We start from the raw sequence: 14,474 nt of genomic DNA, 5'->3' as shown, positions 1-14,474 counted from the left end.
GGTCCGGCCGATCCTCAACGGTTTTGCGCTCGGCCATGCCGGCGCCTATGCCAATGCCCATGTCTACACGGCCCGCGAGGCTGATCTTGCGGCGCTGATGCCGGAAAAGGCCGCCGCCGATACCGGAAAATTCCTGCTCTGCCCGATGCCCGGTCTGGTCAAGGCGGTCTTCGTCGGCGTCGGCCAGGAGGTCAAGGCCGGCGAGCCGCTCGCCATGGTCGAGGCGATGAAGATGGAGAACGTCCTGCGCGCCGAAAAGGACGTCACCATCGCCAAGATCCTCGCCAGGGAAGGCGATTCCCTCGCCGTCGATGCCGTGATCATCGAATTCGCGTGAGCGCTCCGTCATTGCGAGCCCCCGGGTCTTGCCTTCGGCAAGCCCGAGGACAGGCTCCGCGAAGCAATCCAGAATCGTAGAGCTCTGCCGCCCCGGATTGCTTCGCCGGCTGACGCCTCCTCGCAATGATGGGTGCGCCTGACCGCGCCGCTTGCCTTCGTTCGCCCGCCGGCTGATTGTCGCGCCCCCATGAGGCGAAGGTGGCGAACATGCTGACGATCTTCGGGCGGATCAGCTCGATCAATGTGCAGAAGGCGGTCTGGGCGGCAGGCGAGGTCGGCCAGCCCTTCGAGCGGATCGATATCGGCGGGGCGTTCGGCGGCAACAAGGAGCCGGCCTATCTCGCCAAGAATCCGAACGGCCAGATCCCGACCCTGGAGGATGGCGAGGTCTGCATCTGGGAATCGAACAGCATCGTGCGCTATCTCGCTGCCCGCTACGGCGCCGGCTGGATCTGGGAGGAGGACCCGGCCCGGCGCGCCGATGCCGACCGCTGGATGGACTGGATGCTGTCGGAACTTCAGCCGGCGATGACGCCGGCCTTCTGGGGGCTGATCCGCAAGACGCCGGGCTATACCGAGGCGGCCGTGATCGAGGCTTCGATCGCCAAGGCCGAAGCGAAGTTCGACATTCTCGAAGCGCATCTGGCCGGGCGGACCTATCTCGCCGGCGAGCGCTTCGGCATGGCCGACATCACGGTCGCGCCCGGTGCGCATCGCTGGCTCAACATGCCGGTGCCGCGCAAGGAACGCCCCAATCTGGCGCGCTGGTACGCCCATGTCTCGGCGCGCCCGGCCGCGGGGCCGGCCCTGCCGCTGCCGGTGACGTGAAGAGCCGCGGCCTTGACCGCGCGGCGGCGCCCGGCATGATCGTGACGATGCGTCAGACGATACTCCTCGCCACGGCATTCCTCCTGGCTTCAGCCGCGCCGGCCCTGGCGCAGGCACCGAACAATAGCGTGCAGTCGGCCGACCGGCTGCAGATCGCTTCCTGCATGCGGCAGAGCGCGGCAGCGACCGCTTCCTGCATCGGATCGGTCGCCGTCCCTTGCGTCCGTGCCGCCAACGGCGACCGCCGCGATGCCGAGATCAGTTGTGCCAGGCGTGAGGAAGCGGTCTGGCGCGAGCGGCTGACGCTGGCGACGCAGATGCTGGGCCGCTCGCTCGACGCCGGCGGGCGCAGCCAGTTCACGGCGCTGCAGCTCGCCTGGGAGGGCTTTGCCGTGCAGAAATGCGCCTTCTATGGCAGCGCCCAGCCGCCAGCCCGCTCGGCCGGGCTGCAGGCCGGCTGCGAGCTGCGCGAGGTCGCCCAGCGGGCGCTCGAAGTCGAGCGTTTCGCGGCAGGGCGCGGGCGTCGCGCTCCGGCGAGCCCACCGCAGATCATCAGATAGGGGACGCCGAGTCTGCCGGGGCGCATCGGCGGCCCCGGAGGAAACTTGAGGCGCCTTTCGTGCCTTTGCCAATCCTGCCCGTCGCCCGGGCGCAGCGCAGCGAAGACCCGGAATCTAGGCCTGAACCTTCATGGCCAGCGCTCCGGCATGGATCCCGGATCGGTGCAGCCTACGCGGCTTGTCCGGGATGACAAAGGTTGGTCCGTGAGCGGCAGTTCGCGACGCGGCGAAGGCGAGCCGCTGCGAATGTTCGCGCGTCGCCATAACCTCCCGTCAGCTTTCATCCGCTATGGAAAGGCCTGCGCAGAAAGGCCGCCATGTTCTTCGCCCTCTCCAAGATCGTCTGGTTTCTCGCTTCGCCGGTGAACCTCGCCATTGGCGGGCTCGCGCTGGCGAGCCTGCTCGCCTTCACGCGCTTTGCCCGGCCGGCACGCTGGCTCGGCCTGTTTTGCGCCACGGTGCTGGTGGCGCTCGCCTTCAGCCCGCTGCCACGCATTCTGATGCGGCCGCTCGAGGACCGCTTCCCGCAGCAGGCGGTGCACTCCGGCAAGGTCGACGGCATCATCGTGCTCGGCGGCGCGATCGGCGTCGCCCGCGAGGACATCGTGCTCAACAATGCCGCGGCGCGGATGACCAAGGCGGTCGAGCTGGCGCGCGCCCACCCCGAGGCGAAGCTGGTCTTCACCGGCGGCGGCGCCAATCTGCTCTCGCCGGTGGTGCGCACCGAGGCCGACGGGGCCCGGCTGCTCTTCCTGGCGCTCGGCCTGCCCGAGACGCGCCTCGTGCTCGAGGACAAGTCGCGCAACACACTGGAGAACGCGGTCTTCACCCGGCGGCTGGTCGATCCGAAACCCGGCGAACGCTGGCTGCTGGTGACCTCGGCCTGGCATATGCCGCGCGCCATGGGCGTGTTCCGCCAGGCCGGCTTCGACGTCGAGGCCTTCCCGGTCGATTTTCTCACTGGTGGCGAAAGGGCCGATTTTCTGCGGCCCTACCGCAAGGCGGCGCGCGGGCTCGACATTGCCGACGACGCCTTCAAGGAATGGGTCGGCCTCGTGGTCTATCGCCTCGCCGGCTATTCCAACGCGCTCTTCCCGGGGCCGTAATCCTCGCCCGCTTCCGGCAGGCGCAGGCGGTAGACACCGCGGAAATCGTCGGGGTCGACCGGGCGGCCCTTGCGGATGATGACGAGCCTGCCTTCTTTCATCAGGCGAACGGCGAGATACCGGACCGGCTGCATCAGCGGACCCCAGCCATCGGGGTGGTCGCCGCCGACCGCGCGCGCCGCATCCGTGGCGGAGATGGTCCGGCCGGCACCGCGCTCTCCGAGGAGGGCGAAGATCGCCGCTTCCAGGGCTGCGTCACGTTCGTCGCGCGTGCTCATGGGGGCGACTCCTCCGGCTTGGATGGTGGGGGCGTGGGCCGTCGGAAGACGCGGGTCGCGTCGGAGGCGAACTGGCGCCGCCACATCGCCGTCAGCACTGCGCCGGTGAAGCCGATGAAGGCGACCGGGCCGAGGAACCAGCCGAGATAGGCGAGCGCGAAGAAGAAGGCGCGCTGGCCGCGGTTGAAATGCCGGCCGGCGGCGATGTTCATCTGCGTGGTCTCGTGCACGGCCTGCTCGACCTCGTCCGGCGTCGCCTTGCGCGGCGAGGGCAGGGCGCCGAGCAGGATCACGCAGTAGTTGAACAGCCGGTAGCTCCAGGCGAACTTGAAGAAGGCGTAGCCGAAGATCGTGGAAAGGCCGATCACCTTGATCTCCCAGACCGCCGCCGTGGTGGTGCCGGCCAAGGGCAGGTCGGCGAACAGGGCGACGACGCGGTCGGTCGACTGCAGCAGGGTCAGCGAGCCGCCGATGGCGATCAGCGAGGTCGAGGCGAAGAAGGCGGTGCCGTTCTGCAGTCCGCCCATCACCTGCGTGTCGACGATCCGGTTGTCGCGCTCCATCGCCTCGCGGATCCAGCGAGCGCGGCGCGAATTCATCACCACATTGAGGCTCCGGCCGGAATGCGGCCCGATCTCGACGGCGTAGTGATAGGCGAGCCAGGACAGCAGGAAGAAGGTGAGGGCGATGGTGTCGAGCGTGGTGAATCCGGCCATGGGCCCTCCTAGAGCCGGATCCGATCAGATGGAATCAATCTGATCGGTGAATCCGTCTCTCACTTTAAGATAGAGCCCGTTCTACCGGTCAGCTTGCGGTGCAAGCCGATCGGAACGGGCTCTAGCGGCGCGCAGATTGGCTGCGAGGCCAGCCTGCGGCAAGTGCGATTGACGCGGCTCTGCACAGGCGCCACCTTGCGCGCCGCGCCGCAGACGGGCGCATGGGGAGGCCGGGATGCCGCAGACGATCACCAAGGGCTACAAGGTGCTGCTGGCCGAGGCCGAGGCCAAGGTGAAGACGCTGTCGGTCGAGGAGGCGCAGGCGCTGTCCGGGCGTGACGACACGGTCTTCGTCGACCTGCGCGATCCGCGCGAACGCGAGCGTGAAGGCAAGATGCCGGGCGCCTTCCATTGCCCGCGCGGCATGCTCGAATTCTGGATCGACCCGGAAAGCCCCTATGCCAAGCCGGTCTTCCAGGAGGACAAGCAGTTCGTCTTCTTCTGCGCCGGCGGCTGGCGCTCGGCGCTGGCGGCGCAGGTGGCACAGGAGATGGGGCTGAAGCCGGTCGCGCACATCGCCGGCGGCTTCGGCGCCTGGAAGAAGTCGGGCGCGCCCTTCGAAGAGCCCGAGCCCAAGAAGGGCTGAGAAGGGCTGAGCCGGCGTCTTGTCGCATTTCCTGATCATCCTCGCGGTTGCGGCCTTCCTGTTTCGCAAGCCGCTCGGCCGGCTGATCGCCCGGCAGTTTCCTGACCGGGCGAAGCGCCAGCGCGTGCTCGGCACGATCATCGCCGGTTTCCTGCTGGTGGTCGGGATCAGGCTGCTCGCGCTGTTCTGGAAATAGGCGTCTCGGCGAATCGCCGCGCGCGGTGGCGGTTCATTTTGGCGGGAATGCGGGCGTTTCCCTGCCTTCCATTGCAACCACCCCATGCATCACACGCCGCTTGCACAATAAGCGGGCATGCGGCATTCTGTCTTTCTGGCTCCAACTCACGAAAGGGAGGGCTGAATGGAATTCTTCAACATCGCCACTCCCCCAATGCGGTCCTTCCACTAGGTCGGACTCGCCCGTGGCCCGCCTCCTCGGCGGCCCGAGCCAATATTTCCTTCGCGTTTTCTGAAGCCTGCGACCGCGGTCGCACTTCATCTTGATTTGGAGCCGGTCCGCCGCGGACCGGATGCTTTCATGTCTCTTTCCTCGAAATCGGGGCGGCGCGAGCCGTTCCGGGCCGTTCTCGGCTTCACGTTTTCGCATTGGGGCCGCCAGCCCGGGCGGGTCACGGGCGTCGTCCTCACGGTTATGGCGGCGACGGCGGCCGACCTCTTCATGCCGCTCTATGCCGGGCGACTGGTCGACGCGGTCTCCGGCGAGCGCGCGGCAGGGCTCGATCCCGCCCTCTGGGCGCTTGGCGTCATGATCGCGCTCGGCGCCTGCACGGTGTTCTTCCGGCACCTGTCCTTCGTCGGCATCACTGAGATGACGCTGCGCACCATGGGTGACGTCGCCAGCGAGGCCTTCGCGCGCCTGCAACGCTTCTCGACCGACTGGCACGCCAACAACTTCGCAGGCTCGACGGTGCGCAAGATCACGCGCGGCATGTGGGCGCTCGACCTGCTCACCGATACCGTGCTGATCGCGCTGCTCCCCTCGCTGGTCGTGCTGCTCGGCACCACGGTTCTGCTGGCCTGGCACTGGCCGGCGATGGGTGCCGTCGTGCTCGCCGGTGCGGTGATCTACATCGCGGTGACGATCGCGCTCTCGCTCGGCTATGTCGCGCCGGCGGCGACGCTCGCCAACAGCTGGGACACGCGGCTCGGCGGCGCGCTCGCCGATGCGATCTCGTGCAACCCGGTGGTCAAGGCCTTCGGCGCCGAGGGCCGCGAGGATAGCCGCCTCGCCGGGGTGGTGGCGAAATGGGCGCAGCGCACGCGCCGTACCTGGCTGCGCGGCACGACCTCGGGCACGGCCCAGCAGATCGTGCTGCTCGGCCTGCGCGCCGCGGTGATCGGCCTCGTGATCTGGCTCTGGGCGCAGGGGCAGGCGAGTCCGGGCGACGTCGCCTTCGTGCTGACCAGCTACGCCGTGGTACATGGCTATCTGCGCGATGTCGGCCAGCACATCCACAACCTCCAGCGTTCGGTGAACGACATGGAGGAGCTGGTCGCGATGCACGAGCTGCCCTTCGGCGTGCCGGATAGGGCGGGCGCGACCGCGATGGACGTGACGGCCGGCGAGATCGCCTTCGAGCGGGTGACCTTCCACTATGGAGGCCATGTCGAGCCGCTCTATCGCGATTTCTCGCTGACGATCAAAGCCGGCGAGAAGGTCGGTCTCGTCGGGCGCTCCGGCTCCGGCAAGACGACCTTCGTCAAGCTGGTGCAGCGGCTTTACGACGTCACCGACGGGCGGATCGCCATCGATGGGCGCGACATCGCCACGGCCACACAGGCCAGCTTGCGCGCGCAGATCGCGATCGTGCAGCAGGAGCCGGTGCTGTTCCACCGCTCGCTGGCGGACAACATCGCCTATGGTCGGCCCGGTGCCTCGCAGGCCCAGATCGAGCAGGCGGCGAAGCTCGCCAACGCGCATGAGTTCATCATGCGCCTGCCCAAGGGCTACGCCACGCTGGTCGGCGAGCGCGGCGTCAAGCTCTCGGGCGGCGAGCGCCAGCGCGTCGCGCTGGCGCGGGCCTTCCTGGCCGATGCGCCGATCCTGATCCTGGACGAGGCGACGTCGAGCCTCGACTCGGAATCGGAGGCGCTGATCCAGGAGGCGATGGAGCGGCTGATGGAAGGCCGCACCACCATCGTCATCGCGCACCGGCTCTCGACGGTGCGCGCCATGGACCGGATCCTGGTCTTCGACCGCGGCACGGTCGTGGAGGAGGGGCCGCACGAAGCGCTGCTGACCCGCGAGGACGGAGCCTACCGGGCGCTGTTCGAGAAGCAGGTCAGCGAGCTGGCCAAGGGGCTGGTTGCGTAGGGTGCTCCACGCGCCCCCTTCTCCCCTCGGGGGAGAAGGGGGCGCGAAGGGCCGGATGAGGGCGCGCACATGTCTCCCGTCATGCTCGCCCTTGTGGCGAGCATCCATGTCTTGAACACGGCGTTCGATCAGTGAAGTGAAGAGGTGGATGGTCGGGACAAGCCCGACCATGACACCGATGCGTCGCGCGAGCCCTTACCCCAATCCTCTCCCGCAAGGGGAGAGGGAGCAGCGCGCGGCTGATCCGGCCTACTGCGTCACTGCCCTTACTTCGGAGCGACCGCCCGCGGGCGGACGCCCGGGACGGGGCCGGGCGGCAACGCCTCGCTGGCATCCCGATTCAAGGACTTCAGATCGAGATTCGGCTTGCTCAGAAACTGAGTCATGCCGGCGATGTAAGCCTCTGGCAAAGCCCATTCTTTCGCTGCGGCGACGACCTGTTCGAGATAGCCGGGCTTGGGCTTTCCGGGGCTGCCGCTGCGGCCGATATAGATCAGCGCGCGCTTAGCCCCGCCCTCGACGATGACCGGCTGGCTGATCTTGACGTAGAGTCCGCTGGCGAGGTCCTCGAACTTGTCGAGCGTGCGGATGTCGCCGAGCGCGCAATCCCAGAGCACGCCGTGGACGCTCTCGCGGGGATCGCGGATCACCGAGGCGTAGCCGTCGGTGTTGACGATGAAGCGGTGGCGCGGCAGCCGGGCGAGGCCGAGCGGCTTCGAGCGCGGGCAGCGCTGCGCCATGCCGGTGACGTCCATGTTCAGGCCATAGGCGAAATAGAGGGGCATCGCGCTTTCCGTCGTGACACTGCCGTCATGGTCGGGCTTGTCCCGACCATTCACGTCTTTCCGCAACCCGCGTGGTGGTCAAGACGTGGATGCTCGCCACAAGGGCGAGCATGACGGCGAGCACGCCACCGGGAGATGCTTGGGTCAAGCCCGAGCATGGCGCGCTCTGCGAGCGCGTCACTTCGTCTTGTTGAACAGCTCCCGGCCGATCAGCATGCGGCGGATCTCGCTGGTGCCGGCGCCGATCTCGTAAAGTTTTGCGTCGCGCAGCAGGCGGCCGGTCGGGTAGTCGTTGATGTAGCCGTTGCCGCCGAGCAGCTGGATCGCGTCGAGGGCGAGCTGGGTCGCCTTCTCGGCGGCGATCAGGATGGCGCCAGCCGCGTCCTCGCGGGTGGTTTCGCCGCGGTCGCAGGCCTTGGCGACGGCGTAGACGTAAGCCCGGCAGGAGTTCATCGCGACATACATGTCGGCGACTTTGCCCTGGACGAGCTGGAACTCGCCGATCGACTGGCCGAACTGCTTGCGCTCGTGGATGTAGGGCAGGACGATGTCCATCGCCGCCTGCATGATGCCGAGCGGCCCGGCCGAGAGCACGACCCGCTCATAATCCAGCCCGCTCATCAGCACGTTGACGCCGCGGCCGACCTGGCCGAGCACGTTCTCCTCGGGAACCTCGCACTCCTCGAAGACGAGCTCGCAGGTGTCGGAGCCGCGCATGCCGAGCTTGTCGAGCTTCTGATGGGTCGAGAAACCTTTCATGCCCTTCTCGATCAGGAAGGCGGTGATGCCCTTGGGGCCGGCTTCCGGATCGGTCTTCGCGTAGACCACCAGCGTCTCGGCGATCGGGCCGTTGGTGATCCACATCTTGTTGCCGGTCAGGACGTAGCGGTCGCCCTTCTTCAGCGCCTTGGTCTTCATCGAGACGACGTCGGAGCCCGAGCCCGGCTCGGACATGGCGAGTGCGCCGACATGCTCGCCGGAGATCAGCTTTGGCAGGTACTTCTTCTTCTGCGCCTCGTTGCCGTTGCGGGCGATCTGGTTGACGCAGAGATTGGAATGGGCGCCGTAGGAGAGGCCAACCGAGGCCGAGGCGCGGCTGACCTCCTCGATCGCGACGCAATGCTCGAGATAGCCGAGCCCGGCGCCGCCATATTCCTCCGGGACGGTGATGCCGTGCAGGCCGAGCGCGCCCATCTCAGGCCAGAGATCGCGCGGGAACTGGTTGGTCTTGTCTATCTCCTCGGCGCGCGGGGCGATCTTTTCCTGGGCGAAGGCGTGGACGGTGTCGCGGATCGCGTCGGCGGTCTCGCCGAGGTCGAAATTGAACGGGCGCGGCGCGTTGGCGAGCATGGTGACCTCCCGGCGTGAAACAGGCGGGGCGCTGCGCCCCTTTCCTGCGTTATAGCGCGGTTGGCCACCAAGTCAGCTTGCGGGAGGCGGCAGATGGTTCTGCGCCGATGCGCAGGCGTTCGCGGGAGCGGGGCAGGCGATGCGAGATGCCGGATTCGCTTTTCAGGCCGCGCCGGCCCCAGTGGTCGCAGGGGGCGGGCTGCTTCCGCTCCTTCGCGAACATGGGCTGATCTCAACGAAAGCACGCGAACCCGCCTTTCGAGGTCTTCAGAGCGTCTGCTCCCGTCTCGCTGCGATGGCCGCTCGGTGTTGCCCCCTGGTCCAGTATCGAGGGCGTTGCAATGAGCGTAGGGTCTTCCCGGTCGTGACTGCACTCCATCTTCATGTTGCCGCGGGCTCCCGCCCAGCAAGAGCAATCGGCATGAAGCTCCAAGGGAGGCCTGACATGAATCCTCATAGCACATGGCTGAATATGTCTGCAGCTGTCGCTCTGATCCTCGGATCGAGCTTGCCTTGCGTTGCGCAGCAACCACCACAACAGCAACGTCCCAATATTGTTGTCGTGATGGGGGATGATATCGGTATCTGGAACATCGGCGCATACCATCGCGGCATGATGGCGGGGCGCACGCCAAACCTCGATAAGATTGCCGCAGAAGGTATGTTGTTTACCGATTACTACGCCGAGGCGAGCTGCACAGCCGGGCGAGCGAATTTCATCACCGGCGAGCTGCCGATCCGCACCGGCATGACGACTGTCGGTCAGGCAGGCGCCCCCACCGGCCTGCCGGCGCAAGCGGTGACGATTGCCACCGTGCTGAAGGGAATGGGCTACGCCACCGGCCAGTTCGGCAAGAACCATCTCGGGGACAAGAACGAGTTCCTGCCCACCGTGCACGGCTTCGACGAGTTTTTCGGCTATCTCTACCATCTCGATGCGATGGAAGACCCGTGCCATCCGAACTATCCGCAGGATCTCAGGTCGCAGGTCGGCCCGCGCAACATGGTCCATTCGCTGGCAAGCGACGTCGACGACGCCACGGTGGATCCGCGTTGGGGCAAGGTCGGCAAGCAGAGCATCCGGGACGCTGGCGAGCTCTGCCCCAAGAGGATGGAAACGGTCGACGACGAGATCCGCGACCTGTCCTTCAAGTTCCTGGACAAGGCCAAGGCCGACAACAAGCCGTTCTTTCTCTGGCTCAATCCGACCCGCATGCACATCGTCACGCATCTCTCGCCGAAATACGAGGCGATGCGCAATTCGAAGAACGGCTGGTCAATTCATGAAGCCGGCATGGCGCAGCTCGACGACGATGTCGGCCTGCTGATGCAGAAGCTCAAGGACATGGGCGTCGACGACAACACCATCGTCGTCTTCACCACCGACAACGGTACCGAGGTCTTCACGTGGCCCGATGGTGGTCAGACGCCATTCGCGCAAAGCAAGGGCACGGTCATGGAAGGCGGGTTCCGCGCGCCCGCGATGATCCGCTGGCCCGGTCGGGTACCGGCGGGAAAGGTCGAAAACGGCTTGATCTCGGGACTCGACTGGTTCCCGACCTTCGTTGCCGCCGCCGGCAACGCCAACATCGCCGAAGAGCTGAGGAAGGGTAAGCAGATCGGCGATCGCAACTACAAGGTCTACCTCGACGGCTACAACCAGATGGACCTGATCACCGGAAAAGGCCCGTCGAACCGGACTGAGATCTTCTACTTCGGCGAAAGCGAGCTCGGCGCAGTCCGCATCGGCGACTACAAGTATCGCTTCATCGACCAGCCCGGCGGATGGCTCGGCGACAAGACCAAGGCGGACGTGCCCTATCTGACCAATCTGCGTCTCGATCCGTTCGAGCGCACTGGATGGCCGGAAAACGGCACGAAGTCGGGATCGCAGAACTACTTCTCCTGGTTCCAGTACGAGTTCTGGCGTTTCGTGTTCGTCCAGCAGCAGGTTGAAAAGCTTGCCATGACCGCCATCGAGTTTCCGCCGATGCAGAGGGGAGCAAGCTTCAACCTGGATGCGGTGAAAGCGAAGATCGAAGCCGCCAGGACGGCGATGGCCAAGTAGGATCGGCAGCATTCCAATGCCGGCGAACCAAGGTGAAGCCGTGTGGACGCTCCCTACGACTTCACCAGCTGCGAGGTCGCCCTTGCTGATGTCGAGTGGGGCAGGGCATGGGCAAATCAGAATGCCTGATTTCGAGCCGTGGCCCTAACACCCTCAACCCAGCCTCGACTGCTCGCGGAACTGGCGCGGCGAGACGCCTGTCATGCGGCGGAAGGCGCGGCTGAAATGCGCGGGATCGGAATAGCCGGAGGACAAGGCGACATCGATGATCCTGCAATCGGTGTCGCGCAACAGCCCGCTCGCATGCTCGTAGCGGGCCGTGTCGAGTATGTCCGAATAGGAGAGGCCGAGAGCTGCGAGCTTGCGTTGAAGCGTCCGCGTGCTGAGGCCGGCGATCTCGGCGACGTCGGCGAGCGCCGTCGTTCCCTCGCCGAGATAGGCCGGAAGCATCAGCTTGAGCAGCTCGACGATGCCGCCGGCGGAAGGAGCGTCCTCCTGGTCCGGTAGCGGCGGGAGCAATGCGGCCGATCGGTTGGAGAGGCTGAGGAGCGAGATCGGCAGGCTGACCCAGGCGGCACGCTGGTTCGAGAGAAACCGCACATTCGGCCATGCGGACCGTGTCGCCGGGCTCGGCGCATAGGACGATTCGAAGGCGATCGCCGGCGGCATCCAATCGGGGCCGGCGAATTGCCTGATGATGTGGATCGGGAAGATGTTCTGGATCCATTGCGCGTATTTCAGATGCAGCAGCCCCCGTGTCCCGGCCAGCCTGCTGCAGATCCGCACCTGATCATCGTCGTGCTCGATCCACATGCTCAGGATCGTATCTTCCCGCGATGCCCAATAGCAGGCGTGCCGCAGCGCGACGAGCAGCGTCGGCGAATGGGCGATCAGGACCCGCGTCTTTTCCCTCAGATGGGAGAAATGCAGTCGCTGGGCGGCAAGAAAGCCGAAATCCTCGATCCCTTGGGTCCTCTGGGCGGCCTCGACGAAGCGCAGCGCCGGCAGGAGCGGAAGGTAGAGGTCGCCCTTGTCCTCCAGAGAGGATGGCAGCCGGGACTTCTCCAGGAGCGCCTCGACGGGCGCGCCGATCTCGTCGAGGATGCTGACGAACGGCAGCAGGAACTGGCCGCGCGTCAGAGGGATGTCAGCCATTCGACCTTGCCGCGATCATGGGTGGCGCTCCGCTGGGCGGTGGCTGCGGGAGATTCGCTACCGGGAGCGACGGAGAATAGCCGCTTGCGATTGGCACGAAATGGCAAGACTGGCGATCTGCCCATGCGCGAAATGAGCGCGACGGTGTTCGCCCGCCAGCCAAAGCGCTGTCGGCGGGTTGCCGGCACAGCGGTGGTCCTTTCTATGACGTGACGCAGCACGGCCCCGCCGCGGCTGCGATGTGTCGATTCCGGCCGGGCTGTGCGCGAACTCGGCGACGTTGAACGGAATGGGGATGTCTATGACCGGGACTACGGTACGCGGCGCGGCTCTTTCCGCGCTTGCCCTGCTCGCGCTCTGTGGGCAGGGCTTCGCGCAGGCGGGCGAGGCCCAGCCCAAGGTCACGGACCCGCATTTCAAGATTGCGCCGGGCTATCTCAGGCAGTCCGATTTGCCGAACAGCTTGGTCCTTCTCGGGCCGCCGCCCTTGAAGAACTCTGCTGCGCTGGCCCGGGACGAGGAAGCACGCAGGGCGACGCTTCCCTTGCGCGACAGCGCGCGCTGGAAGCTCGCTTATACCGATGCCGATCTCGCCTTTCCGCAGGCCGCCGACAATTTTTCCTGTGCGATGGGCGTCAGGATCGGCGCCGAGCAGACCCCGCGCCTTTACGCGATGATGCAGAAGATGCTCTCGGATTTCGGCCTCTCCACCTATGGCGTGAAGAACAAGTACAACCGGGTCCGTCCCTTCGTGGTCCATAACGAAGCGACCTGCCGGGCCGATCAGGAGGCCATTCTGCGCGGTGACGGCTCCTATCCGTCCGGCCACACCGCCGCGGGCTGGGGCTGGGCACTCGTCTTCGCGCAGATCAATCCCGAGCGCTCGGATGCGCTGCTCAAGCGCGGCCTCGAATTCGGGCAGAGCCGTGTGATCTGCAACGCCCATTGGCAGAGCGACGTCGATGCCGGGCGGATCATGGGCGCGGCAACCGTGGCGCGGCTGCAGACCGACCCGGCCTTCCTTGCCGATCTCACGGCCGCGAAGGCTGAGGTCGAGGCCGCGAAAGCGAAGCGAGCGGGCCCGGTGCCGGATTGCGCTGCCGAGGCGGCGGCCCTGCCAGGGCAGTAGTCGATTCCGAGCCGGCGGCAGCGACTGATTAGGCCTGACTCGCCGGCGCAGTCTTTGAATGAAGAGGTAACTCCATGTTTCGCTTGCTTGGCATCGGTTTCCTATTCGCGTCGGCCGCACTGGCGACGGGAGTGTCCGCCCAGGAGCCGAGTGGCAAAGTGCCGGTGACCGTCGACAATTTCACCCGTGCTGAGACCGACCATTACCTCGCGGCGAACGCAAAGACCGTAGGCGGGCTGGGCAAGTTTCAGCACTCTCGGGAGCCGACGGCGATCGACAGCCAAACGGTCATTCGCATGAACCGGGATACGCTTTACTCGTTCGCTGTCTTTGATCTTGCCGCAGGGCCGGCAACGCTTTCGCTGCCCGACACCGGCAAGCGCTACATGTCGATGATGGTCGTCGATCAGGATCACTACCTGCCGATCGTCGCCTACGGCACGCAGCCGGTTACCCTGACCCAGGAGACGGTCGGCACGCGATATGCGTTCGTCGCGATCCGGACGCTGGTCGATCCCAACGACCCGAAGGATCTCGAAGAGGTCCACAAGCTGCAGGACGCCATCAAGGTCAGCCAGAAGGGGGCGGGGAAGCTCGAGCTTCCGAACTGGGACGAGGAGAGCCTCGCGGGCGTTCGCAATGCGCTGCTCGGGCTGGCAAGATTCCAGACGTCGTTTCGCGGTTCCTTCGGAGCCCGTGGCCAGGTCGAGCCGATCCAGCACCTGATTGGCACAGCCGCCGGATGGGGTGGCATTCCGGACAAGGACGCCATCTACGCGAGCTTCACGCCCGCGAAAAACGACGGCAAAACGGTCTACACCATCAATGTGCCAAAGACCGTTCCGGTGAAGGATTTCTGGTCGGTCAGCGTCTACAACCGAAAGGGGTTCTTCGAGAAAAACCCCTACGGCGCCTATTCGATCAACGACATCACCGCGAAGAAGAACGAGGACGGCTCGGTGACCGTCCAGCTCGGCGGCTGCGACGGCAAGATCCCGAACTGCCTGCCGATCGTCGAGGGCTGGAACTACACGGTACGGCTCTATCGTCCGGAGCAGCCCATTATCAGTGGAACGTGGACGTTCCCGGAGGCGAAACCCGTAGACTGAGCCTCGACGGACTGGCCTGCGGGCAGGGAGCCGTCGCGTGCCCGCCATGGCAGTCGTCTGCGGCGGGCAA

Annotated in this window: 15 protein-coding genes; 10 read left to right on the top strand and 5 right to left on the bottom strand. The window is 66.0% G+C overall.

What is annotated here, in order from left to right; genetic code table 11:
• The 4 genes from DK26_RS07955 to DK26_RS07940 all read left to right on the top strand — a co-directional run.
• Window positions 1-337: biotin/lipoyl-containing protein (locus tag DK26_RS07955; protein ID WP_248309893.1), on the top strand; the 337-nt coding region annotated here is incomplete at its 5' end.
• 209 nt (window positions 338-546) lie between these two features.
• A complete protein-coding gene (locus DK26_RS07950; RefSeq protein ID WP_066470270.1) occupies window positions 547-1,167 on the top strand; it encodes a glutathione S-transferase family protein in 621 nt (206 codons plus the stop codon).
• Between the two features lie 47 nt (window positions 1,168-1,214).
• Window positions 1,215-1,727 (top strand): lysozyme inhibitor LprI family protein, encoded by a 513-nt coding sequence (locus tag DK26_RS07945; protein ID WP_157089559.1) that lies wholly within the window; start codon window positions 1,215-1,217, stop codon window positions 1,725-1,727.
• A 317-nt stretch (window positions 1,728-2,044) separates the two neighbouring features.
• Complete coding sequence (locus DK26_RS07940; protein WP_066470107.1) at window positions 2,045-2,833, top strand: YdcF family protein; 789 nt, start codon at window positions 2,045-2,047, stop codon at window positions 2,831-2,833.
• Here the strand turns inward: DK26_RS07940 and DK26_RS07935 are convergent.
• Both DK26_RS07935 and DK26_RS07930 read right to left on the bottom strand, forming a co-directional pair.
• Window positions 2,803-3,111: a DUF3253 domain-containing protein gene (locus DK26_RS07935; protein ID WP_066470106.1), complete on the bottom strand. Its 309-nt coding sequence runs from the start codon at window positions 3,109-3,111 to the stop codon at window positions 2,803-2,805. The genes DK26_RS07940 and DK26_RS07935 overlap by 31 nt on opposite strands.
• A complete protein-coding gene (locus DK26_RS07930) occupies window positions 3,108-3,827 on the bottom strand; it encodes a DUF599 family protein (RefSeq protein WP_066470105.1) in 720 nt (239 codons plus the stop codon). The genes DK26_RS07935 and DK26_RS07930 overlap by 4 nt, the downstream gene beginning before the upstream one ends.
• Window positions 3,828-4,062: 235 nt before the next feature.
• Here DK26_RS07930 and DK26_RS07925 point away from each other — a divergent pair, with 235 nt between their 5' ends.
• The 3 genes from DK26_RS07925 (at window position 4,063) to DK26_RS07920 (ending at window position 6,808) form a co-directional block, all read left to right on the top strand.
• Window positions 4,063-4,473, top strand: a complete 411-nt coding sequence (locus tag DK26_RS07925) for a rhodanese-like domain-containing protein (protein ID WP_066470100.1) — start codon at window positions 4,063-4,065, stop codon at window positions 4,471-4,473.
• 19 nt (window positions 4,474-4,492) lie between these two features.
• The gene (locus DK26_RS28915; protein WP_157089558.1) at window positions 4,493-4,669 is read left to right on the top strand and encodes a hypothetical protein; all 177 of its coding nucleotides are present in this window, start codon (window positions 4,493-4,495) and stop codon (window positions 4,667-4,669) included.
• A gap of 342 nt (window positions 4,670-5,011) precedes the next feature.
• Entirely contained in the window at window positions 5,012-6,808 is a 1,797-nt protein-coding gene (locus DK26_RS07920) for an ABC transporter ATP-binding protein (RefSeq protein WP_066470097.1), read from the top strand.
• Window positions 6,809-7,074: 266 nt separating this feature from the next.
• On the opposite strand, the gene DK26_RS07915 is transcribed toward DK26_RS07920, so the two are convergent.
• Window positions 7,075-7,593, bottom strand: a complete 519-nt coding sequence (locus tag DK26_RS07915) for a gamma-glutamylcyclotransferase family protein (RefSeq protein WP_083533050.1) — start codon at window positions 7,591-7,593, stop codon at window positions 7,075-7,077.
• 177 nt (window positions 7,594-7,770) lie between these two features.
• Window positions 7,771-8,943 carry an isovaleryl-CoA dehydrogenase gene (locus tag DK26_RS07910; protein WP_066470092.1) on the bottom strand — a complete coding sequence of 391 codons (1,173 nt, stop codon included), beginning with the start codon at window positions 8,941-8,943 and terminating at the stop codon, window positions 7,771-7,773.
• Between the two features lie 445 nt (window positions 8,944-9,388).
• On the opposite strand from DK26_RS07910, the gene DK26_RS07905 reads away from it, so the two are divergent.
• Complete coding sequence (locus tag DK26_RS07905; protein WP_066470091.1) at window positions 9,389-11,011, top strand: arylsulfatase; 1,623 nt, start codon at window positions 9,389-9,391, stop codon at window positions 11,009-11,011.
• 153 nt (window positions 11,012-11,164) lie between these two features.
• Here the strand turns inward: DK26_RS07905 and DK26_RS07900 are convergent, their stop codons facing one another.
• A complete protein-coding gene (locus DK26_RS07900; protein ID WP_083533049.1) occupies window positions 11,165-12,166 on the bottom strand; it encodes an AraC family transcriptional regulator in 1,002 nt (333 codons plus the stop codon).
• Window positions 12,167-12,467: 301 nt separating this feature from the next.
• On the opposite strand from DK26_RS07900, the gene DK26_RS07895 reads away from it, so the two are divergent.
• The gene (locus DK26_RS07895; protein ID WP_066470089.1) at window positions 12,468-13,295 is read left to right on the top strand and encodes a phosphatase PAP2 family protein; all 828 of its coding nucleotides are present in this window, start codon (window positions 12,468-12,470) and stop codon (window positions 13,293-13,295) included.
• A 74-nt stretch (window positions 13,296-13,369) separates the two neighbouring features.
• The gene (locus DK26_RS07890) at window positions 13,370-14,404 is read left to right on the top strand and encodes a DUF1254 domain-containing protein (RefSeq protein WP_066470087.1); all 1,035 of its coding nucleotides are present in this window, start codon (window positions 13,370-13,372) and stop codon (window positions 14,402-14,404) included.
• Window positions 14,405-14,474 lie beyond the last annotated feature (70 nt).

The sequence above is a fragment of the Allobosea sp. WAO genome, assembly GCF_001509835.1.
Taxonomy (GTDB): Bacteria; Pseudomonadota; Alphaproteobacteria; order Rhizobiales; family Beijerinckiaceae; genus Allobosea.
This window is presented reverse-complemented; position numbering and strand designations above follow the sequence as displayed.

What these genes read in the sequence shown, in the direction of transcription:
- DK26_RS07950 (WP_066470270.1), top strand. Translation starts at nt 547, where the DNA reads ATGCTGACGATCTTCGGGCGGATCAGCTCGATCAATGTGCAGAAGGCG.
- DK26_RS07945 (WP_157089559.1), top strand. Translation starts at nt 1,215, where the DNA reads ATGCGTCAGACGATACTCCTCGCCACGGCATTCCTCCTGGCTTCAGCC.
- DK26_RS07940 (WP_066470107.1), top strand. Translation starts at nt 2,045, where the DNA reads ATGTTCTTCGCCCTCTCCAAGATCGTCTGGTTTCTCGCTTCGCCGGTG.
- DK26_RS07935 (WP_066470106.1), bottom strand. Translation starts at nt 3,111, where the DNA reads ATGAGCACGCGCGACGAACGTGACGCAGCCCTGGAAGCGGCGATCTTC.
- DK26_RS07930 (WP_066470105.1), bottom strand. Translation starts at nt 3,827, where the DNA reads ATGGCCGGATTCACCACGCTCGACACCATCGCCCTCACCTTCTTCCTG.
- DK26_RS07925 (WP_066470100.1), top strand. Translation starts at nt 4,063, where the DNA reads ATGCCGCAGACGATCACCAAGGGCTACAAGGTGCTGCTGGCCGAGGCC.
- DK26_RS07920 (WP_066470097.1), top strand. Translation starts at nt 5,012, where the DNA reads ATGTCTCTTTCCTCGAAATCGGGGCGGCGCGAGCCGTTCCGGGCCGTT.
- DK26_RS07915 (WP_083533050.1), bottom strand. Translation starts at nt 7,593, where the DNA reads ATGCCCCTCTATTTCGCCTATGGCCTGAACATGGACGTCACCGGCATG.
- DK26_RS07910 (WP_066470092.1), bottom strand. Translation starts at nt 8,943, where the DNA reads ATGCTCGCCAACGCGCCGCGCCCGTTCAATTTCGACCTCGGCGAGACC.
- DK26_RS07905 (WP_066470091.1), top strand. Translation starts at nt 9,389, where the DNA reads ATGAATCCTCATAGCACATGGCTGAATATGTCTGCAGCTGTCGCTCTG.
- DK26_RS07900 (WP_083533049.1), bottom strand. Translation starts at nt 12,166, where the DNA reads ATGGCTGACATCCCTCTGACGCGCGGCCAGTTCCTGCTGCCGTTCGTC.
- DK26_RS07895 (WP_066470089.1), top strand. Translation starts at nt 12,468, where the DNA reads ATGACCGGGACTACGGTACGCGGCGCGGCTCTTTCCGCGCTTGCCCTG.
- DK26_RS07890 (WP_066470087.1), top strand. Translation starts at nt 13,370, where the DNA reads ATGTTTCGCTTGCTTGGCATCGGTTTCCTATTCGCGTCGGCCGCACTG.